Genomic DNA, 20,129 nt, shown 5'->3' with positions numbered 1-20,129 from the left:
GTTTTGACTACTACTGTATGGCTAGCGAAAAAACTTATCTAGAAGCCGAAATGTTGTTGCATCTAGAATTCGAATGTGCTTAAAGGTCCTATCTTTCCTATATTACATGAATTCTTTTCTTTCTTTTCTCATGCTAGTCTCATACGATCCACACTCTCTCCAAACGCTTTTTAAAAAGAAGCATGGATAGACTAATAAATATAAATTAGGGATCCACCAAGAAATATCAAAATCTAAACGGATTGTCCAAAATGCTAGAGCTTGTATTCCTGAACAAAAAGTTAAAATTAATGATAAGAACGCCAAGTGGCTCCAAATATGTTTTTGTTTAGAATGTAATTACATGAGCATACCCCTGTTGTTCCCTCTTATTAAAGGAGGAACTATTATGGGATTTGGGGGTAGTTGCGATTTTGCTGAAGGTTTTACTTTATTAGTTGTATTGTTTATTTTATTAATCATCGTTGGAGCTGCTTGCTTCTGCTAAAAAACTATAAGAAAAGACAATCTTATCATAGTGTCTTTTCTATTCTCTTTAAAGAATTTATATCGACCTCATAATTATTCCCATATGGTCTAAGCGCCGAAAGTTCTTCCTTTGGCCCATAAAATAATACTTTCAACTCATCATCTTTATACTGAACTATAAAGAAGTCATCAAATTGGTCAAATGTGTTTTGATTGATCGTGATAAACCCTTTTTCTTGGGCAGTTGTTTTAACACTTATTCCTCTCCCTTCTTTGATGACATCATATCCATGCTGATTCGTCACTTTGGATAGCTCACCATTCGTATAAAGAACACAAAAAAATTCACCTAAACGACCTATAAGATGTCTTAATTCAGTCGCCTTACAACCAAGAACATTCATTTCAAATCGTAACATTTCAAAGTATGCCTCATATAACTTTTTAATTTGTAAGATTCCTATTTTATCCTTATCCTTATAGACAAGAAGTTTCCCATTATCCCACTCACCTACAACAGATTCACAATCTGTCCCTTTAGGTTTGTGAAAAACTAATCCTGTATAAGGATAATTTTCACCTACATATCTATAAGTTTTTTTATTTATATATATAAACAAATTTTTATTAAACACTCTCCCTTTGTTATAACGGTTATAACAATAATCAGCAGGATTAATACTCCCCGGTTTTGTATTAAATTTTGTTATTAATTTCTGCAGATGTTACAGTATCGCCTATTTTTTCTTTAAGAGCCTCTATGAATTGCTCATAAATAGTCAATGTAATCCTCTCCTCGTGTTTATCAATATTTTTAGCCATAGTACAACCTTTACTCTATAATTTGACCCGATTGTAGAATAACGTAACCGATATTTTTAACTTCGATATAACTATCTATATAAATTTTACATTCAATCACTTAAATTTCATAGACCATTAGAGTAAAATATACATTGGAGAATTTTATTAAATGCTCAAAATAAAGATAATACTCCATTAAGAGCTCGTTTATTTAGGAAACGTGTCTTTTTTTTATTGGCTTTTTAAATAAGGTAAACGTGAAGAAGCATTATAAAAAACAGGAAAATAATATTAAATTAACTTCCATTCGAAGGAGTTTAAGCCTTGCATGAATGACTATAATGACTATTTGGTTGAGCAATCGATATGTTGTGCCGAAACGTCAATATATTAAAAAAGGATCTCTCTTTATCAAGAGAGATCCTTTTTTTACTTCTTCTTCTTTTCTGTCGGTTGGCTTTGTTTAGCGAAATTAGATGAATCATCGAAATTCGGTTGCTTTTTACCAGCATTATTACTTCTACCTTTTCCCATATGTAATGCACCTCCTCTCGTCCTTACTATTCCCAATAAAAAAATCCTCTTGCATCCAAGAGGATTTTTTGTTGTGCTATTATTAATAATGCCCAACTGTTACCGCAGTACTTCCAACACGGTCCTATCCTAACTTTTAACCATGGTGTTGATCGTGGCCATCAAGCCTATGATTATCTATCCGTCTTGGCGTTTTCCTTTAAACGTACCCTAGTCTTCGATTGCTTGATAGGCCGTAGTCCAGAAGTCTTGGATAAGATGCGATGGGGCCGGAGTGGACATCCCAACCTGGGTGAACAGAATTCCAATAAACTGTTTATCTGGATCAGCGTAAGCTGAAGTACCGGTTCCACCATCCCAGCCGAATTGACCAATAGACGCGTAGTCTCCAAGATAGGTACGCACCGCCATCCCAAAGCCCCAGCCACCTTGGATCCCTTGTCCGAACGACAAATGGACGTTATTTTTGGCCAAATCGTCTCGGTATACTTGTTGTTCCGGAGTAAGACGGTTGGTGGTCATCAGCTGGACTGCGGGCCTAGACAGGATCCGTTTAGTACCGTGCATCCCTTTATTCAAAAGCATCTGCAAATACGCGTGATAATCGTCGACGGTTCCAAGCAGTCCACCACCGCCTGCTTGGAATGCTGGAGGTTTGCTATAACGTCCATCCGCCCCCTCATCCCACACGATGAATTCACCTGTCTGCGGATTGGGGTTGAAGGCTGGTGGAAGCCGATCAATCTTGAGCTGAGGTACGTAGAATCCAGTGTCCTTCATTCCTAGCGGATCGAATATACGTTCGCGCAAGAACGACTCGAACGTCTGACCCGTGACCCTGGCAACAAGAACGCCGATTACTTCTATACTGATATGATACTGCCACCGCTCTCCGGGCTGATAGCTTAGCGGAAGTCCACCTAGGCGACGCATAAACTCATTTGGATCGGGCATATCCTGCCCTGGCGTGTCGAATATCCCACTCTCGAAGAACGCGTTCATGATTGGAGAACCCATCAACGTGAGATCCACTCCGAGCCCGAATGTGGAGGTCAACAAGTCTCGTACAGTGATAGGACGCCGTGCTGGGACGGTCTCTTCTAGCGGGCCATCGGGCTGTTTCAACACTTGCCGGTCGGCGAGTTCCGGTAGCCATTTGTCTACTGGGTCGTCTAAATGCAGTTTGCACTCATCGAGCAGAACCATTACTGGTGAAACTGCGATTGGCTTGCTAGTGGACGCCAATCGAAAAATCGTGTCCCGACGCATTGGTGCACCACCATCATGCCTCATTGTTCCAAGCGCTTCGACATGCGTCTCACCGTTTCGGCTGACTAAGGCGACGAGCCCAGGAATCTTTCCAGAATCGACATGCCGCGCCAATATATTGCGCATTTTGCGCAATCCTGTTTCAGAAAAGCCCTTATTGTTTTGTCCCATTTTGTTCTCCTTTAGTTTAGATTGAGATTTCTAATACATATTGACAATCAATTATTAGTTCTTCAAATAGAAAAATTCCCCTTTTTAATAATTTCGACAAAATGCATTTATATACATGGAGGCACCATGCATCACTATCAACCTAAGATAGGCTACATTTATGGGGATTTAATAATGGGGAATGCAATCATTAATAACATTGATACAGCCATAAAAAAATATGATTACAAGATTTGCGAATTGATTATGATACATCTAAAAACACCGATATTCTTTCAAACAAGTAAAAAAGCGCCCTATAACCAGGGCACTTTGCTCCAACCTAATGACTAATATTAGCAGTTGGGTATAATGTTGTTCCTCCAATTGAAACCTTTATTTCATTTGTTAATGGAACATTTTGTTCATTAATAATGGTTCTCCACCATTCCCATGCAAGACCTGTACATTCTCTTGCTACGATTCTTATATTTTTGGAATTTGGTGGAAGAGGGATAACTGTAGAGTAATGAGCCGTTTTGTCTTTGCCACTACCTTCCCATGTTTTATGTGTTAATACTTCTTTACCATTTTGATCAAATGTGAATTCATCCCAAGATACATCAAATTGAGCAACGTAAGCACCGTAATGATCAAGTGTCATTTTTGCACTTGAATATTCTGTAGTTGTCGTCTCAATATAATCTGTATTGTTATGAACAGCAGCAGTTGCATTATCTTTTAAGAAAGTGCTTGTATATGAAATTGGGTATGCTGGATTTTTAAGACTTAATTCAGCATTATCTTTAATGATATTTCGGATTTCATTGAAATCTTTTGTAACAACCTTGTTATGCTCTTTTGCATCTCCGCCTAATACGACAGCAGTAAAGGTACTTTCTTCAAAAATATCTTTGTACTGTCCACTCGTTTCAACGCTGTTATTCTTAAGTAAAGCTTTAAAAGCAGCTTGTACATCTTTGCTCTTAGATGTTGTTTCTAATTTTACATAAACCGTTCTACCATAAGCTACATTTGAAACCATAACAGGTGGAGCCGAATTACTTACTCCTTTACGAGTTAACTCACCAAAAGTAACACTATTATCAAAGAGATCAGATGGATTGTTAGGTAGTTCAGCACTTACAGTATAAAATATTTGTTTATATGCGGCCACCATCACTTTCTTTTCTCCATTTGCAACCGCATTAAAGTCAATATTTAGACTGTTATCAAGATATTTCGCGTTAACATTAAGAGCACTTGCGATTTGTGATTTACTATAAACCATAGATTCTGTATACTGTATTCTTGCAGGTAACGTATGTGTTGTAGAATACTTTTCATTCCAAGTAGATACTAAATCGTCTACTGCTCCAGCCACATTACCATATGTCGGATTTTGGACAGTGATTGTATTTTCTTTTCTCATGCCAGGTAAGTCTATACTAATATTCAAAGGTTTTCTCTTAGCCACTAATAAACTCGGTTGATTGTCTGCAAAAGCTTTATTAGCAAGTTGTACAGCTCCTGGATACGTGCGATTTGCTACAGAATCAATAATTGAAATATCGACTGGTGATGTTGTAAGTGATTTTTTCTCGCGTTCCACTACTACAAATTTACCATTTGAATTGATACTTTCTTTCGGAACAAAACTCTCTACTTTATCGCCAGTTACAGCTAAAACCTCTTGATTATTATATTTAAGGTTTGCTATACCAGTATTAATGCCATTAGCATTTTTAGTTATGTCAGTTGCATTACCGGCTTGTGTTTCTGCAAAAGAAATAGACGAATAATGAATCGTGCATAGACTAACTAATAAACATGCAAGGAACTTTCTTCTTTTGGTATTTTTCTTATTATTCAGAAAAATCACCCCGTTCTTTTTTAGTAAGATATAATAATGATTGATATATGATAGCTAACTAATAACCTTACATAAACGCTTTTAAAAGTTCTTGAACTAAAGGAATTACTCCACCTAAAAATTTTAAAACTGCCATTGCGATTTCCATATTACTTCCTCCTCTTTGCTGTATTAAGATGTGTTGTATATTTATGCTTTCATTATAATAAGCTTTTGCATTTGCATCAATTCATTTTTATATGCAATATTTCATATTGGAGAAAGAGCAGCTTTTTCTGTCAAGGTGATGATGGTAATACCCTTATTTAAAATATTTCAATCCCTATAAAAATATCGGAATTTTCTAATTATAAAAGGTTATGAGCTAAACAACCTCGAATAATTGTAATAAATATACATACGGAGGTTGATCTATTTTGTTTCGTTCTTTTACAAATGGTTGCGTCGCCTTAGTGCAACGTTTCTTGCCAGAGCCGTTTATTTTATCATGTTTATTAACTGTTTTTGTTATTTTCTTCGGCATGTTTGCGACTCACCAAACACCTGTGGAAATGATTAATCACTGGGGTAATGGCATTTGGGGACTACTCGCCTTTTCTATGCAAATGGCACTTGTACTCGTGACAGGATCTGCTTTAGCAAACGCGCCTCTCATTAATAAAGGATTAACGAAAGCGGCAAAACTACCGAAAACGAATGGACAAGGTATTATTGCCATTTCAATCGTAAGTTTACTAGGTGCATACATAAACTGGGGATTTGGTATTGTTGTATCTGTTTTATATGCAAAAGAAGTAGCACGGCAGCTTGAAGGATTAGACTATAGACTAGCCATTGCCTCTTCTTACTCTGGATTTCTCATTTGGCATGCGGGGCTTTCTGCTTCTATTCCTCTTACGTTAGCAACAGGCGGCGAAACGTTAATTAAAACGACAGCTGGAAGTATTAAAGAAGCGATTCCAATAACAGAAACGTTATTCTCACCATACGCACTTGTACCAGTTATTATTTTTCTCGTTACGATGCCTCTCATTAATAAAGCGATGCATCCAGATGAAAAACATACGATAACTGTAGATCCTAGCGTATTCCATGAAGAAGCTGCCGCTCAAGAAGTAGGAAACAATACGTTCGCTGAAAAAATGGAAAATAGCATCATTATTACACTTTGCGTTGGCTTGTTAGGTCTCATTTATATTTTCAATTACTTTTATACGAAAGGTTTTAGCCTTACTCTCGATATCGTGATTTTTATGTTATTAATTGCTGGTCTTATTTTTCACCGCACTCCAATTCAATATATTCGTACTTTTTCAGATTCTACGAAAAGTGCTTCTGGCATTTTACTTCAATTTCCGTTTTACGCAGGAATTATGGGGATGATGATTGGAGCGAATAGTGAAGGACTTTCACTTGGAGGGGCTATTTCGAATTACTTTATTAGCATTTCAAACGAAACGACTTTCCCACTCTTTACTTTTTTAAGTGCTGGCATCGTTAATATTTTCGTTCCATCTGGTGGTGGTCAATGGGCTGTGCAAGCACCAATTATGATTCCAGCTGGCGCTGAACTTGGTGTACCTGCTGCAAAAACAGCAATGGCCATTGCGTGGGGGGATGCTTGGACAAATTTAATTCAACCTTTCTGGGCATTACCGGCATTAGCGATAGCCGGTTTAGGCGCTCGTGATATTATGGGATTTTGCGTTGTCAACTTACTATATGCAGGATTTATCATAAGTCTATGTTTCCTATTTATTTAAACGAAAAGCTAGTTTTATACTAGCTTTTTTACATAATAAATTATTTATTTCCCATGCAATTTATAATACCTCTCCACTCTATATCCGTAAGATGTAATGCCTCACATGCAAAAAAATCTTCACATACTTTTTCAATCAGATGTGGATTTTCCCTCAAGAAATTCCACTGTAATACTTTAGGAAGAAAATGTATTTCATATTCTTTACTTCCCCGTACTACTTCATCAACTTCTCTTTCACAAATTCCTCTTATTAAATAATCATTTCTTAACTCTATTTGAATTCGCTGAAATATTGCGCTACATTTTTTCAATTGAAGTAAACACGTAATATACGTTCGTAAAAGTTCGTTATCATACCCACAACATTTTATAATACGTTCCATTTCATTCATAACGTACGAGCCTTTTCTTCTATATGTAATAACCATTTTTCCCGCTTCTCTCGTTTACTCGTTTTCACAGATTGAAAAACAGATCGTTTTATATCGCGAATGCCGCAAAAACGTAAAATACCTCTCTTCATTATAATCCAATCGGCTGATCGATATAGTAGTGCGACGTACCATAACGGTGAGTCTAACGTATTAATTACCCATGCCTTCTTACCTTTCAATAAGCCTTTCGGCAGGGCACCTTCATATTTATAAACAAAACCAGCTACGAAAATGCGATCAATAAACCCTTTTAAAATAGCTGGCATCCCCCACCACCATATTGGATAAATGAAGAGAAGAGTATCCGCTTCTTCCACTAACGTTCTGTACCGAGCTGTCTCTTCTTCATTTACTAAATCACGTCTTTTCTTCTCCTCATTAAATACAAGGACGGGATCAAATTGTTCCTTATATAAATCAAGTACCGTAACCGAATGATTTGTTTCTTGTAATCCTTTTTGCACATGCTTTAATATCCCCGCATTAAAACTGGAAGGACTAGGATGAGCGTATACAATTAGTACATTCACTACATAACAACTCCCTCTATAAGTTAAAGTTTCCCCTTCTTTAACATCTTCTCTACAATTTGCACGTTTTTCGAACTTTGTAATAAACGATTTAATAATGTAAGTAACACTTCCTTTTCTAAATCTTTCAGTTTCTCTTTCACCGTACTCTCACCAGCACTTTGAATATCATAAACAACTGCCGCCATATGCTTACAATAATTCTCATATGGACACTCGCAGCTACTTTCTGTAAAATTTTCAAGATCAATCATTACTTCATAGTTTCCTGCATTTCCAGTAACAAAAGCAAATATTTTCTTTTCTTGTATTTCAACATCTTCTACATGTCCTTCTTCATAATATTCATAACCTTTATCCATAATGTACTTAGGAATCCATTTCGTTATATCATTTAGTAAGTAAGCGTACATAACAACACCTCTTCCTTTAATTCCCTTTTGACTTCCAAAACCCTGCATGTTATTCTAATAACTGTCAAATAGCAAGTCTATATGACAAAACGACTGACACCTATTCGGCGGAGGTGTCTCTTTTCATTTGCAGCCGATATGAAGTGCCTCTTTCAGGCACATTCAATCTTTGACACTACACACTCAACACCATTCCCTTGTATCAGGCTGCTTAAGCAGTCTTTTACTCTACATACTTCAAAAAAAAGAGAGCTTAGCTCCCTTTTCCCGCCTTATAAAATACCCCTTTTTCAGTATAGAGATATTCATCAGCTAATGTAATTTTCCCATCCAGTTTCAGTTCATCTAATAGTCTTGATAAATAAAATTGATGTAACATCTTTTTCGTGAATTTTCCTTCATGATGCGAAACGATATGTTCTTGAATATCTAACAATGATATTGGCTTATCTTGCTCTATCATATATTCATAAACTGTACTACGCAGTTTTACGTATTTTTCGAGTGTCACAGTACTTCGCAACCCCTTTCTTCTTAATATAAATTTTCGTAATCGGTTTTTTTGCAACAAAAAAACCTCTCCGATAAGAAGAAGTTACGTATATATCTTCGTCTTATCTCCCAGAACAAATATGTTCTGCTGGAATTAGCACCTGCATCGCGGTTGCTGGGTTTCATCGGGCCAGTCCCTCCACCTCTCTGGATAAGAAAATATTCACTTAATTCTTACTATACGTAATTTCATTCTAATTGTCAAACAAATATAACAAATTATATTTTGTTCCTTACTGTTCATACTATACATATATGAATATGCAAGGAGGATTATGAAATGCACGAAAATGCTCGCGGATATGTCCAAAATTCTTTTCAATCATTACAAGAAGCAAAACATTGTTTAGAAGAAGCGCTACAGACTGTTGAAAAAGATTTTAATCGCGCTCGTATTGAACAATCACTTTATGCGATCGAACAAGCTATTCAACGCTGTGATTACACGGTTCATATTTTAGAACAAGATTGAAAAAACTTCCCATCATAAGGTGGGAAGTTTTTTCAAATGGCATACTTCATAATTATTACCGTTATAATTAAAAAATATACAGAATTAGCAATTTCTAAAACCCCTACTTTTATAATAGAAATTTTTTTGCCATATAACATAATTGCTCGAATGACACTCGGTATAAAAATAAGAGAACACCACGGATTGATAGCAAAGACAATGACTGTTAATACAATATGATACCCCCATGATATAAGACGATACTTCGGGTTATTTTTCTCGCGAATCATCGTTTTTACATAAAATGTACTTCCTAAAAAATATAAAAATGAAATAAGCGCAATAAATAATGCTGTTTTATCTATAAGTTTCATTGAAAAATAATAACTAACTAAACCACCAATACAGAAAACAATAATCGCACTAATGTCATTTAGTAACGCTCTTTCATTCTTTTGACGAGCGTAATACATATTTACTATAAATAACGGAATCATTACTGCTATGAATAAAAGAATGCGCCATTCATATAATAGAGAGATCATCCCAAATACGAAAGCGATGATAAAATATACAATTGCAGCATGTAAAAACTCTTTTTTTCGTTTTTGCTTTATGTACGTAAGAAATGGATACGTAGCTAAATAGATAAAGAACCAAGCTAAAAACAATGGAATATGATACATAGTAGGTTTCCCAAGCATGACACTTAATAGAAATGGTATAACGAGCATGGCCCATGCACCATGTTGCTTCGGAATAACTAACTTCATTAACTATACACCTCCCTTTTGAAAGCAGTTCTCACCTACTATTATACAAATAATTTTATATAGTAACGTATATATATTGGACTATTTTTTGACAATAAAAAATGCTCCTTACAATGTGTAAGAAGCATGAAAGAGGCAAACGAATATGTAAGTCGCGACCCTACCTTATATGAGTATGCTTTTCTATGCCATGTTATGCTTATCTAATATGCCGTATTTCTTTTTAAATCTCGTAAGAATCGTAATCCAAGACGTACTAAATAGTAGTAAGAAAATAACATTCGAAATTGCATGACTCAAATCGAAATAAAAACTTGCAATATAATACGAAACGACTGCTTCCCACGTTGCCTCACGTATGAAACCGAGAAGCCCCCATAAGTTCATAATCCAGCCAAATAAAAACCCAACAAATAATCCGTATAGAAGTCTTCCCCATAGCTTTTTCATTAAAAATGTATTACGTAATAATCCAGCTATAAAACCAATCATGCCCCAAGAAAACATTTGCCACGGCGTCCACGGACCTTGTCCTAAAAAGATGTTAGATACGATAGCCGCTGTTGCACCGATCATAAAACCAGTTTCACTCCCAAACACAATTGCAGAAACGATAATGACAAATGAAGTCGGTTGTACACTTGGTAAAATAGAAAATGGTACACGGCTAACTGCTGCAATTGCCGCTAACACAGCAACGAGCACAATTTCACGTGAAACAAAAGCCTTTCTTTCAAAACGGATATAAAACGGTAACATAATAACAACTAATAAAAACAAACTACTTAACATGTAATAACCGTCCATGATAAGTGTAGTAAAGAGTAGTGTGCCTATTATTACTGCAAAAATACATATTATGAATGCAACATATCGTTTGGACACGCTTCGTACACATCCTCCCACGTTAATGCATATGGTAACTCTTTTCGAATAAATCGATTAATAGAGGTTGTATAAAAGAAGTTGCCACTAAAGAATTCTTTTGGTGTATCATTCATGATGATTGCTCCGTCAAATAACATCATGCATTGATCAACGTATTTCGCTGCAAACTCAATATCATGCGTTACCATTACAATTGTTGTACCTTCTTTTTGCAGCTTTCTAAATAGCTCTCCTACTCTTTCTTTTTTCCACGGATCTAATCCCTTTGTCGGTTCATCAAGTAACAATAAAGTCGGCTTTGATAATAACGTTGTACATAACGCAAGTAGTTGTTGCTCTCCCCCGCTACAATCATGCGGATGGCGCTCTTTAAGCGAATACAACCAAAACTGTTTTAGCGTATCTTCTGCTATTTCTTTTCCTTGTTCTCCGTATAATTCACGCGTTCGTTCATAAACCTCATCCCACACTGTATCAAATGTAAAATGATAATACGGATGCTGTGATACATACCCGATCCTTTTAAATCGTTCTTTCGAATCAATTTTATGTATCACTTTCCCATTCCACTTTACTTTCCCTCTTCTCGCTTTTTGTAATCCAGCTAAAATCGTTAACAGTGTAGACTTACCCGTACCATTTTTTCCAACGAGAGCCACCCATTTCCCTTTTTCAATCGAAACTGTTAAATCTCGTAAAATAAGCGGACTGTTTTTTTCATATTGAAAAGAAATATGCTCTGCATGTAAAATGACTTCTTGCTTTTCACTTTGTGCTACTGGCTCGTTTACATATGACATCACTGAAAAATCATTCATCTTCATTTGTGCTTCTCGCACTGTAAACGGAATATCTTTCGCATTCCACTCTAAAAACAATCTTGGAATTTGCGGAATAAATGGACGGAACTTTTCTACTTCCCACATATTCGCTATAACCGCTTTAGGACTACCGTCATACACGATTCGGCCGTTATTCATACAAATAACGCGTGTTGCAAGTGGTATCACCTCATCTAAACGATGTTCACTTAAAACGATTGTAATTCCAAGTTCTTCGTTAATACGTTTTAACAATCCTAAAAACTCTTTCGCAGCAATGGGATCTAACTGCGCCGTCGGTTCATCTAATAATAATAGTTTTGGCTGCATAACTAATACCGCAGCTAAATTGACGAGCTGCTTTTGCCCGCCAGATAACGTATGAACAGATTGGTGCAATAAATCTTGAAATCCTAAGAAGCTAATAAGCTCTGCTATTCGTTTTTGAATAATCTGTGATGGTAACCCGATATTTTCTAAAGAAAATGCTAATTCTTGAATTACTGTATCCATTACGAGCTGATTTTCTGGATTTTGAAATACCATACCAATTTCTTGTGCAGATAATAAATCAGGTACTTCCTCTAATAAAACGTCATCATAAAAAATTTCTCCTGAACGTGTACCGATTGGAAGTAATTCCTTTTTAAAATGTTTCAATAAAGTCGTCTTTCCAGAGCCTGACCCGCCGGCAAGTGCAATAAACTCTCCTTTTTGAATAGAAAGAGAAATATGCTGTAACGCTTTTTCGTTTTCATCAGCATATACAAATGATAAATTGTTTATTTCTGCATGCGCCACCATATCCATTCCTTTCCTTCCATTATAATTGGTAGACTAATAAACATCATAAATACTCCGAACATCACTCCATCGTATTGCTGAAATAGAATAGATTCGACTTTCGGATAAATGATTAGCTTTCCCCCGCCATACGTACTACATATAATAGCAATGATAAGTAGAATACTTAAATAACTGAGCGTATACCAATCTCGTCTTTCCATTCTATACCGAATATATGTCGTACGCTTCGTTACACCAAATCCACGGGCTTGCATAGAATCTGCTGTTTGCAGCGCATCTTCTAATGAACAAATTAATAATACTTGCAGCAATTGCATACCATTTTTCACCCGTTCTACAATGGAACCTGCGTCTACTTGTACACCTTTCGTTTTTTGAACGAGTGTTATTTTCTGTAATCGCCTCATAAACAAAGGAACAAACCTCACCGTAATCATCGTTAACAATGCTACTTTCGGTGAAATTCTAGAAAATAAATATAAAAATTTATGACTCGAAATAATATCATTATACGAAGCAAACGTAAACATAATCGCAACTAATAATAATCCCATTACTACTCCAAACATAATCGCCTCAAGCTTAATACGGCTATCACCTAACCAAAATAACGTAGTTCGCCCTCTATGTGTTAATAACGAATTAAATAAAATGACCATAAAAAAGAAAACGATTGTGCTCGGTAACATCTTTCTTATCTTTTCGCTATTCCCTTGCATTATATTGATTATGACGATTAATAGTATTGCTCCAATTAAAAAAAGAGGATGAAGACACATCATACATAGTATCATCACCCCGATATAATAGAAAAAATTCACAAAAGGATGTAAAGAAGAAAAACTTATTTTCATAGTCCTTTACCGAATGCCTTTCTTATTTTAATACATACACCCACTCAATTGTATCTCCTGGTTTAACTGTTACTACACCTGCACTATGGTTTGGAAACGCACCGTTCACACGATATTTCCATCCACTAGTATCTGTAATATCTTTTTCATATAAATCATTAATACCTTTTACATAAATATCACCTTTAGAGCCCATTGCATCCACATCTAAACCTGTACGTTGCAATACTTTATACACTGTATCGCCTTCTTGTACATCCATTTTTTTCGCACCTAATAAGTAGCCTTTATCACCTTTTACTGAGATAGTGACTTGTTTTGCTTGTGTTTTAGGTACTGGTACTGGATCTGGTTTTGGTGGTTCAGGAGTTGGTACTGGCGGAGTCGGTATCGTTTTCTCCTCTTTATTCGGATCAACCTTTTGCTCCTGCTTCGGTGTTTCTTTCGGCTGATTCACAACCTTCGCTTCTTCTTTTATTTCTTGCGCTTTCGGTTGTTTCTCTTCTTGTGCTTTTTGCTGTTCTGGTTGCTTAGTAGCAGGCTGTTCCTGAGGTTTCTCTTCTTTCTTTACTTCCGGTTGTGCCTGTGCCTTTTCTTCTTTCGGCTTCTCTTCTACTTTTTGCTCTTGTTTCTCTTTCTGCTCTTCTTGATTATTTTGCTCTTGTTCAGCTTGTTTTTCTTCCGGTTTTTCTTCCGGTTTCGCTTCATCTTTTTTCTCTTCTTGTTTTGCTACCTCTTCTTGCTTTGGTTCTACTTTCTTCTCAGGCTTTACAGCTGCCTCTTCACATCCGGCAAGTAGCCCAAGTGAAAGCATTAAAGAAATAAACCATTTCATCTTACTCATATTGCCTCTCACCTTTCATAATAAAATTAGGAGCAAATGATTGCTCCTAATTTTTGTTAAGCTGCTTTACGTCTCCATAATACATATGCAGAAGCAATACATAATACACCCATACCTACTTCTGTAGCTGCACTATGAGAAGATGCTCCTGTTTTTGGTAACGTGCTACCGTTTCCTAACTTTTTGCTTTTAACCGGTTCGTTATCAACAACAACTTTTAAATTATCATCTTTTGTTTCTTGTTGTACTTGTTTTTGTTCTTTTTGCTCTTGTGGTTGTTCAGTAACTTCTTTTTCTACTACAATATTTTCTGCATCCACATTTGGTTTCGTATCAATTTCAGGAACAGATACAGTTGACCAATCATAAATCGATTTTCCAATGTCTTTAAACTGAAGTAAAGCTAAGAATGCTTGCTCTGTAGCCATTCCGCTACCGTTTTGATCACTTGGTAACCATTTAAATTCACCATTTGGAAGTTGATATGACAATAGATTTTGCATTGCCTTATGTAGACGATTTTGATCTACATCTTGTACAAGAGATAATCCAATAATTGCTTGTGCAACACTATTAGAATTTTCTTGTCCATCAGCAGAAAAACCACCGTTTTCTAGCTGTTCGTTATATAAATAGGCAACAGCCTTTTGCACAGCTGGTTTCACATCTTCTCGTTCTTGATAAGGAGCTAATGCTGATAAAACCATACCTGTTACATCAACGCTACTAGCACTGTCTTTACTGCTTGCGCTATCGTAAGTCCAGCCACCATCTGTATGCTGTGCGTTTAAAAGCGCATCTACTAAAGCAACTCGATTCCATTTTGAATTCACTGGCACTTCATATTTCTTCGTATCAAATGCAAGTAAAGCAAATGTATAACCTGTAACAGAATTCACTTTATCTGATTCGTACAATTTTTGAACTAAATTATGTTCGCCAACCTTTGTAGGGTCTGCTTGCATTGCATTCATCATAATAATCGTTCTAGCTAAATCTGTCGCTGAAAAACGGTTAATGCGCTTTTCTACTTTTTCAGTTACTGACTTAACATAATTTAATTTCGCCTCAATTGGAACATTCTTTCCAGAACGAGAAAGGCCTAAAGCTACCCAATCACTTTCAATTCCATCTTGTAACATCTTTTCAGATGTCTTAAAGATCGCGTCATTTACTTGTGCTACTGGAACTTGAATGTTCTCTTGCTTTGGTTGTTCTACCTTTTCATCATTTGTTTTTGGTTCTTCTGGTTTTTCTTGTTTTGGATCATCTGTCTTTGGTTCTTCTGGTTTTTCTTGTTTTGGATCATCCGTTTTTGGTTCTTCTGGTTTTTCTTGTTTTGGATCATCTGTTTTTGGTTCTTCTGGTTTTTCTTGTTTTGGGTCATCTGTCTTTGGTTCTTCTACAGTTTTACAAGTACCAAATTTATCTAATGTTTGCTGTAATGTTTCCTGGCTCATATTGCTCCAGTCTGCAACAAAACGAAAGACAACAACATCTCCAGACTTTAATTTATAACTATCTGCTCCAACTTCTGCAGATTTATCATTTACATCATACAACCAGCCGCTTGTGTCCCCAGCCATTAAGCCGTCAATGCTTTTAACATACGTTCCAAACGACATCGTCTCTGCTGTTACTTTGTCCCCCATGACTTTTTGCAGCAAACTTAAAGCTGTTTCCCCATCTGTAATTTGCTCTTCTTTCGGGCATAACATAATGCCCTTTTGTGATTCACCAATAATTGCAAGTTTTGCTGTATTTCCTTCAGCAAACGTAATATGTACTGTATTCGCAAAAGAAACAAATACGAGTGTAACTGCCATTAACGACGTAAGCAGCCATTTTTTCAACATTGCCATCCCAAAATTTCCTCCCTTACTACTATTCACACAAAAAAAGACCCTTCAAGGGCGTGCAATTGACACTCTTTTTTTGTAAGTGTCGAACAAACTGTGCAACACCTCCTACCCACATCATTCGCGGCTATATTTGTATAGGAAAAATAATTTTGTTTATGAACGTATCATTGTGATAACATTCACTTTTCTAGGCACTACTTACTTCCATTTCAGTTATCGTAAAACGATAAACCTATACATTCTGTTAATTATAAATTTCTGTATTATTTTACTATTGACAAAGAATTTTGTCCATGCTTTATCGGATTTATTTTCTAAGAATAGTAGTTTACTATCCTTTAACGATGCAAACTCTTTTCACTAATAATGACGCCATCTTCATCCGCATAAACATATTCATTCGGCTTCCATTCTACTTGTCCAAATTGCAATGAAATACCACGCTCTCCTTTTCCTTCTTTTATACTTCTATTTGGCATCGTTCCTAACGCTAAAATACCAATATTAATATTCTTTAGTTCACTAGAATCACGAACATATCCATTCACAATAATTCCTGCCAGCTTTCTTTCCTCTGCAATAGCTGCCAAATTATCGCCAAGTAACGCACAATTCGTAGACGCTTCGCCATCAACGACTAATACCGTTCCTTCTGGTAATGTTTGCAATCCTTCCTTCACTAGTACGTTATCATCCTTCACTTTTACCGTTGCAATTTTCCCGTGAAATTGTTCTTTCTTCCCAAAAGACCGAAAAGACTGGCGACATATTTGTAAATCCTTTTCAAACTCATCACATAGATCCGTAGTTTTCCACATCTTTTTCCCTCTTTTCCTTATTCTTTCTATATAACATATTCTTTGATTTTTTTCGTTTCCCTGTCTAATGTTGCAAGAATTTGTATGTGTAAGAAAAGGATAGAAAAACTATTGCCTTAAGAAGCCACCTTTATTATAATCTATTTCACAGATAAGATTCGGAATATTTAAAATTAACTAGGTGAAAAAGGAGGTTTTTTATGCAATTACATACCGAGGTAAAAAAACAGCCGAGTAAACGAAAGTTTAAAATGCCTGACGCGTACGTACTACTATTTTTTATTGCCTTACTTTGTGCCATTGCTACCTATTTCGTTCCTGCTGGGGAGTTTAAAAGAGTTACAAACGGTACTGTTACAACGACAATACCAGGAAGTTATCATTCTGTTCCACAATCGCCGGTAGGATTTGTTTCTTTTTTTACCGCTATTGAAAAAGGAATGACACTTGCTGCTCCAATCATCTTTTTAATTTTATTTACAGGTGGAGCCATCGCCATTCTTGAAAAAACAGGCACTCTTGACGGTTTAATCTATCATGTTATTAATAAATTTCGCAATCAGCAATTACTTTTCATTTGTATTGTCGCTGCACTCTTTTCTATTCTCGGAACGACTGGTATTATCGTTAACTCAGTTATCGGCTTTATCCCCATCGGTATCATCGTTGCACGCACATTAAAATGGGACGCTATCGTTGGTGTAGCAATTATTTATTTAGGCACTTATGCTGGGTTTAATGCTACTATTTTATCTCCCTCACCTTTAGGCATTTCACAAAAAATTGCAGAACTTCCGATGTTTTCGGGGATTGGTTTACGCACGGCAATTTATATCTCTTTTTTAATTGCTACCATTTTATATATTAATTGGTACGTAAAACGTTTGAAGAAATCGAATAAAGGAAGCATTCTCGGTGACAACTGGTTTCCAAGTAACGCTCTTTCAAGTGAGAAAGAAACAGAGAAAACAGAAGTTCCTTGGACAATACGCCACAAATTAATTTTACTCGTTTCAGCTTTATCGTTAATTGCATTTTTAATAGGCGCTTTTCGTCTACATTGGACGGACGCAGAAATGACCGCTACTTTTATTTTCATAGCAATTACAGCTGGAATAATAGGTGGTATGAAAGCGAACGATATCGCTTCTACTTTTCTAGCAGGCTGCCAAAATCTCATATACGGTGCTTTGATCGTCGGAATGGCTCGTTGTATTTCAGTCATTTTAGAACAAGGCAAATTACTTGATACAATCGTTAACCAACTCGCACAGTCTCTCGAAGGACAAAGCCCTGTATTTGGCGTTATCGGCATGTATGTAAGTAGTGCCGCATTACATTTCCTCATTTCATCCGGGACAGGAGAATCTGTTATTTTCATTCCGATATTAGCTCCATTAGCTGATTTCATGCACATTACACGTCAAGTTACAGTACAAGCTGTTATGCTTGGAGAAGGTGTAGTAAACTGCCTCAATCCAACTTCCGGTGTTTTAATGGGCGTACTCGCAGCGAGCGGCATTTCTTACGGCAAATGGATTCGCTTCATGGCTCCACTTGCATTCATTTGGTTTATCATCGGACTTATTTTTCTTATTATTGGCGTGAATATTGAGTGGGGACCGTATTAAAAGACTCATATTATACTTTACTTAATAAAATATCGATTCTATTCTCCAATCCTATAAAAATCACTTATTCTAGTATAGATATAAACAGGGATTGATCATAGTGATCAATCCCTTCTCTCAAAGTAAAATACCTTTAAGTATTTTACTTCCAAATTTTATTTACCCATTCCGGATGATCAATAAAAGGATTACGATTATGTTGATATTTCGTAAAAATCACTTCATTACGCTTTCGCTCTAAATCATCTACAGGGTCTTGTTCATTCCATTTTAGTAAAACGGATAGTTTGCCCATGTATGGATCTTTATTGTTATTCACCTTTTCATTTAATTCTAAGTCTATTTCGCCGTTGTCTCCTTCATAACGAACAGCCATGTAAAATAGCATTCTAGCGATATCTCCTTTTACACTATCACGAGGTTCCCAAGAATCACTATCATATTTACATTCTGTCGCTTCCGAATGATTCACACCACCATTATCAAAATCCAGATTTCCACGTGAGCTATTTACAGATACATCCGTCGCTCTTAAATGATGCAAATCTGTTCCAGCTCCTGCAGTCGTTCCAAAATCACCGTGAGATTTTGCCCAAACATGCTCTCGGTTCCAATTATCAACTCCTGAACCATTCGTAAGTTTCCCTTGCGAACGCCCAGTATATAAGAGTATCACATTGTTTTTATTATTTGGATCTTCATCAGTATCTCTTAGTGCTTCCCAAACCGCACTGTATGATAACTTTGTATGATCATCAATAATATTATGAAGTTCCTTCTTTAATTCTAAACCCGTTTTTCCTATTGCATTATTATAATATGTATCATCATAGCTTTTTACAGTAATCTCTTGTGGTGATGCAGAAGCTACTTCACCGTGTATGATATCTGTGAAGGATAGAGATGCAGTACCTAAAATAAAAAATGAAGATAGTGTAACCATAGCAAGCTTTGTATTTCGAAACTTCATATACCCATTTCCCCTTTAAAATATAATTTGAAGCCATTAACTAAAAAATGCTTTCTAACCCCCAAAAACTTTTAGAAAGCCATACCCATCCTTTTCTTTTTATTTAATACAAAACTCTATTGAGTCTGTATTATTTCCACACTTTTGGTTTATCTACTTCTCAAGGAATATCCTTCTCTAGTAAAGATTATTAAAATATTCTTTACAATTAAAAAGTAGTTTAATGTTAACTTATAAATTTCAATTTTTTCATGCAATTATGCATATTTGATAAATCGTTCGACTTTTCCTTTTTCTATAATTGTCTTTATTTTTTGGTGTAAAACCCTTCTTCCTCTGAAAAATAAGTACAAAAATAGATTGGATACCATGTAAGGCACCAATCTATTTTAATTAAAGAAACTTTGGTAATTCTGAGTTCACAACACATTGCGCAGTAATGATAACATTTTTATATTGAGACAGAACTACTACTATTTATTTGGTATCGAATCTATATACTTTTTAACTACTTCATATACATATTCTTGATTTGCCGCCGCTGTATTTGGATTGTATTTTCCGCCGTTTGTTTTATTGTTAGATAATACTCGAATCCCTAAAATATGTACTATA

18 protein-coding genes, 3 pseudogenes and 1 riboswitch are annotated in these 20,129 nt (G+C 35.9%); of the genes and pseudogenes, 4 read left to right on the top strand and 17 right to left on the bottom strand.

Going from position 1 to position 20,129, the window contains the following annotated elements; all coding sequences use genetic code 11:
* Window positions 1-102: 102 nt before the first annotated feature.
* A pseudogene (locus tag QCI46_RS11135) lies at window positions 103-339 on the bottom strand (DUF5360 family protein); the annotation flags it as partial.
* Window positions 340-388: 49 nt separating this feature from the next.
* Here QCI46_RS11135 and QCI46_RS11130 point away from each other — a divergent pair.
* Window positions 389-487, top strand: coding sequence for a YjcZ family sporulation protein (locus QCI46_RS11130; protein ID WP_088064019.1), 99 nt, complete (start codon window positions 389-391; stop codon window positions 485-487).
* 25 nt (window positions 488-512) lie between these two features.
* Here QCI46_RS11130 and QCI46_RS11125 read toward each other — a convergent pair.
* The 3 genes and pseudogenes from QCI46_RS11125 to alo all read right to left on the bottom strand — a co-directional run bounded on the left by QCI46_RS11125 (window position 513) and on the right by alo (window position 5,107).
* Window positions 513-1,251 (bottom strand): annotated as a pseudogene (locus QCI46_RS11125) (DUF7225 domain-containing protein).
* 765 nt (window positions 1,252-2,016) lie between these two features.
* On the bottom strand, window positions 2,017-3,246 hold the full coding sequence (locus QCI46_RS11120) for a serine hydrolase domain-containing protein (protein ID WP_353840246.1): 1,230 nt from the start codon (window positions 3,244-3,246) through the stop codon (window positions 2,017-2,019).
* Window positions 3,247-3,568: 322 nt separating this feature from the next.
* Complete coding sequence (gene alo, locus QCI46_RS11115) at window positions 3,569-5,107, bottom strand: anthrolysin O/cereolysin O family cholesterol-dependent cytolysin Alo (RefSeq protein WP_353840245.1); 1,539 nt, start codon at window positions 5,105-5,107, stop codon at window positions 3,569-3,571.
* A gap of 407 nt (window positions 5,108-5,514) precedes the next feature.
* Here alo and QCI46_RS11110 point away from each other — a divergent pair, with 407 nt between their 5' ends.
* On the top strand, window positions 5,515-6,861 hold the full coding sequence (locus QCI46_RS11110; RefSeq protein ID WP_353840244.1) for a short-chain fatty acid transporter: 1,347 nt from the start codon (window positions 5,515-5,517) through the stop codon (window positions 6,859-6,861).
* Between the two features lie 40 nt (window positions 6,862-6,901).
* On the opposite strand, the gene QCI46_RS11105 is transcribed toward QCI46_RS11110, so the two are convergent.
* The 4 genes from QCI46_RS11105 to QCI46_RS11090 form a co-directional block, all read right to left on the bottom strand.
* Window positions 6,902-7,255 carry a group-specific protein gene (locus QCI46_RS11105; protein WP_353840243.1) on the bottom strand — a complete coding sequence of 118 codons (354 nt, stop codon included), beginning with the start codon at window positions 7,253-7,255 and terminating at the stop codon, window positions 6,902-6,904.
* The gene (locus QCI46_RS11100) at window positions 7,252-7,827 is read right to left on the bottom strand and encodes an NAD(P)H-dependent oxidoreductase (protein ID WP_353840242.1); all 576 of its coding nucleotides are present in this window, start codon (window positions 7,825-7,827) and stop codon (window positions 7,252-7,254) included. Before QCI46_RS11100 ends, QCI46_RS11105 begins: the two co-directional genes overlap by 4 nt.
* Window positions 7,828-7,850: 23 nt before the next feature.
* Window positions 7,851-8,240, bottom strand: coding sequence for an SWIM zinc finger family protein (locus QCI46_RS11095; RefSeq protein WP_353840241.1), 390 nt, complete (start codon window positions 8,238-8,240; stop codon window positions 7,851-7,853).
* A 253-nt stretch (window positions 8,241-8,493) separates the two neighbouring features.
* The gene (locus QCI46_RS11090; RefSeq protein ID WP_002096439.1) at window positions 8,494-8,811 is read right to left on the bottom strand and encodes a hypothetical protein; all 318 of its coding nucleotides are present in this window, start codon (window positions 8,809-8,811) and stop codon (window positions 8,494-8,496) included.
* A gap of 40 nt (window positions 8,812-8,851) precedes the next feature.
* Window positions 8,852-8,950: riboswitch (SAM riboswitch) on the bottom strand.
* Window positions 8,951-9,072: 122 nt separating this feature from the next.
* Here QCI46_RS11090 and QCI46_RS11085 point away from each other — a divergent pair.
* A complete protein-coding gene (locus tag QCI46_RS11085; protein ID WP_000545003.1) occupies window positions 9,073-9,264 on the top strand; it encodes a hypothetical protein in 192 nt (63 codons plus the stop codon).
* A 32-nt stretch (window positions 9,265-9,296) separates the two neighbouring features.
* Here the strand turns inward: QCI46_RS11085 and QCI46_RS11080 are convergent, their stop codons facing one another.
* The 7 genes from QCI46_RS11080 to rraA all read right to left on the bottom strand — a co-directional run bounded on the left by QCI46_RS11080 (window position 9,297) and on the right by rraA (window position 16,913).
* Complete coding sequence (locus QCI46_RS11080) at window positions 9,297-10,019, bottom strand: YwiC-like family protein (RefSeq protein WP_098134387.1); 723 nt, start codon at window positions 10,017-10,019, stop codon at window positions 9,297-9,299.
* A gap of 183 nt (window positions 10,020-10,202) precedes the next feature.
* Complete coding sequence (locus QCI46_RS11075; RefSeq protein ID WP_000044898.1) at window positions 10,203-10,904, bottom strand: ECF transporter S component; 702 nt, start codon at window positions 10,902-10,904, stop codon at window positions 10,203-10,205.
* Complete coding sequence (locus QCI46_RS11070) at window positions 10,877-12,538, bottom strand: ABC transporter ATP-binding protein (protein WP_353840240.1); 1,662 nt, start codon at window positions 12,536-12,538, stop codon at window positions 10,877-10,879. The genes QCI46_RS11075 and QCI46_RS11070 overlap by 28 nt, the downstream gene beginning before the upstream one ends.
* Entirely contained in the window at window positions 12,511-13,389 is an 879-nt protein-coding gene (locus QCI46_RS11065; RefSeq protein ID WP_353840239.1) for an energy-coupling factor transporter transmembrane component T, read from the bottom strand. Before QCI46_RS11065 ends, QCI46_RS11070 begins: the two co-directional genes overlap by 28 nt.
* 22 nt (window positions 13,390-13,411) lie before the next feature.
* The gene (locus QCI46_RS11060; RefSeq protein ID WP_353840238.1) at window positions 13,412-14,233 is read right to left on the bottom strand and encodes a DUF4430 domain-containing protein; all 822 of its coding nucleotides are present in this window, start codon (window positions 14,231-14,233) and stop codon (window positions 13,412-13,414) included.
* A 56-nt stretch (window positions 14,234-14,289) separates the two neighbouring features.
* Entirely contained in the window at window positions 14,290-16,095 is a 1,806-nt protein-coding gene (locus QCI46_RS11055) for a DUF4430 domain-containing protein (RefSeq protein WP_353840237.1), read from the bottom strand.
* A gap of 338 nt (window positions 16,096-16,433) precedes the next feature.
* On the bottom strand, window positions 16,434-16,913 hold the full coding sequence (gene rraA, locus QCI46_RS11050; RefSeq protein WP_088064029.1) for a ribonuclease E activity regulator RraA: 480 nt from the start codon (window positions 16,911-16,913) through the stop codon (window positions 16,434-16,436).
* A 200-nt stretch (window positions 16,914-17,113) separates the two neighbouring features.
* Between rraA and QCI46_RS11045 the strand changes: the two genes are divergently transcribed.
* Complete coding sequence (locus tag QCI46_RS11045) at window positions 17,114-18,544, top strand: YfcC family protein (RefSeq protein ID WP_353840236.1); 1,431 nt, start codon at window positions 17,114-17,116, stop codon at window positions 18,542-18,544.
* 142 nt (window positions 18,545-18,686) lie between these two features.
* On the opposite strand, the gene QCI46_RS11040 is transcribed toward QCI46_RS11045, so the two are convergent.
* Both QCI46_RS11040 and QCI46_RS11035 read right to left on the bottom strand, forming a co-directional pair.
* Window positions 18,687-19,514: an endonuclease I family protein gene (locus tag QCI46_RS11040; RefSeq protein WP_061679196.1), complete on the bottom strand. Its 828-nt coding sequence runs from the start codon at window positions 19,512-19,514 to the stop codon at window positions 18,687-18,689.
* A gap of 473 nt (window positions 19,515-19,987) precedes the next feature.
* Window positions 19,988-20,125, bottom strand: a pseudogene (locus QCI46_RS11035) (5'-methylthioadenosine nucleosidase); the annotation flags it as partial.
* Window positions 20,126-20,129: the final 4 nt, after the last annotated feature.

Source organism: Bacillus cereus group sp. RP32 (assembly GCF_040459735.1).
In the GTDB taxonomy this organism is placed as follows: domain Bacteria; phylum Bacillota; class Bacilli; order Bacillales; family Bacillaceae_G; genus Bacillus_A; species Bacillus_A wiedmannii.
Note: the sequence above shows the minus strand (reverse complement) of the source record. Positions and strands in the feature narration are given on the sequence as shown.

Excerpts from the sequence above, each read along its gene's own strand:
- QCI46_RS11095 (WP_353840241.1), bottom strand. The coding sequence starts at position 8,240 with ATGTACGCTTACTTACTAAATGATATAACGAAATGGATTCCTAAGTAC.
- QCI46_RS11055 (WP_353840237.1), bottom strand. The coding sequence starts at position 16,095 with ATGGCAATGTTGAAAAAATGGCTGCTTACGTCGTTAATGGCAGTTACA.
- QCI46_RS11085 (WP_000545003.1), top strand. The coding sequence starts at position 9,073 with ATGCACGAAAATGCTCGCGGATATGTCCAAAATTCTTTTCAATCATTA.
- QCI46_RS11060 (WP_353840238.1), bottom strand. The coding sequence starts at position 14,233 with ATGAGTAAGATGAAATGGTTTATTTCTTTAATGCTTTCACTTGGGCTA.
- QCI46_RS11080 (WP_098134387.1), bottom strand. The coding sequence starts at position 10,019 with ATGAAGTTAGTTATTCCGAAGCAACATGGTGCATGGGCCATGCTCGTT.
- rraA (WP_088064029.1), bottom strand. The coding sequence starts at position 16,913 with ATGTGGAAAACTACGGATCTATGTGATGAGTTTGAAAAGGATTTACAA.
- QCI46_RS11130 (WP_088064019.1), top strand. The coding sequence starts at position 389 with ATGGGATTTGGGGGTAGTTGCGATTTTGCTGAAGGTTTTACTTTATTA.
- QCI46_RS11105 (WP_353840243.1), bottom strand. The coding sequence starts at position 7,255 with ATGAATGAAATGGAACGTATTATAAAATGTTGTGGGTATGATAACGAA.
- QCI46_RS11120 (WP_353840246.1), bottom strand. The coding sequence starts at position 3,246 with ATGGGACAAAACAATAAGGGCTTTTCTGAAACAGGATTGCGCAAAATG.
- QCI46_RS11070 (WP_353840240.1), bottom strand. The coding sequence starts at position 12,538 with ATGGATATGGTGGCGCATGCAGAAATAAACAATTTATCATTTGTATAT.
- QCI46_RS11065 (WP_353840239.1), bottom strand. The coding sequence starts at position 13,389 with ATGAAAATAAGTTTTTCTTCTTTACATCCTTTTGTGAATTTTTTCTAT.
- QCI46_RS11045 (WP_353840236.1), top strand. The coding sequence starts at position 17,114 with ATGCAATTACATACCGAGGTAAAAAAACAGCCGAGTAAACGAAAGTTT.
- QCI46_RS11040 (WP_061679196.1), bottom strand. The coding sequence starts at position 19,514 with ATGAAGTTTCGAAATACAAAGCTTGCTATGGTTACACTATCTTCATTT.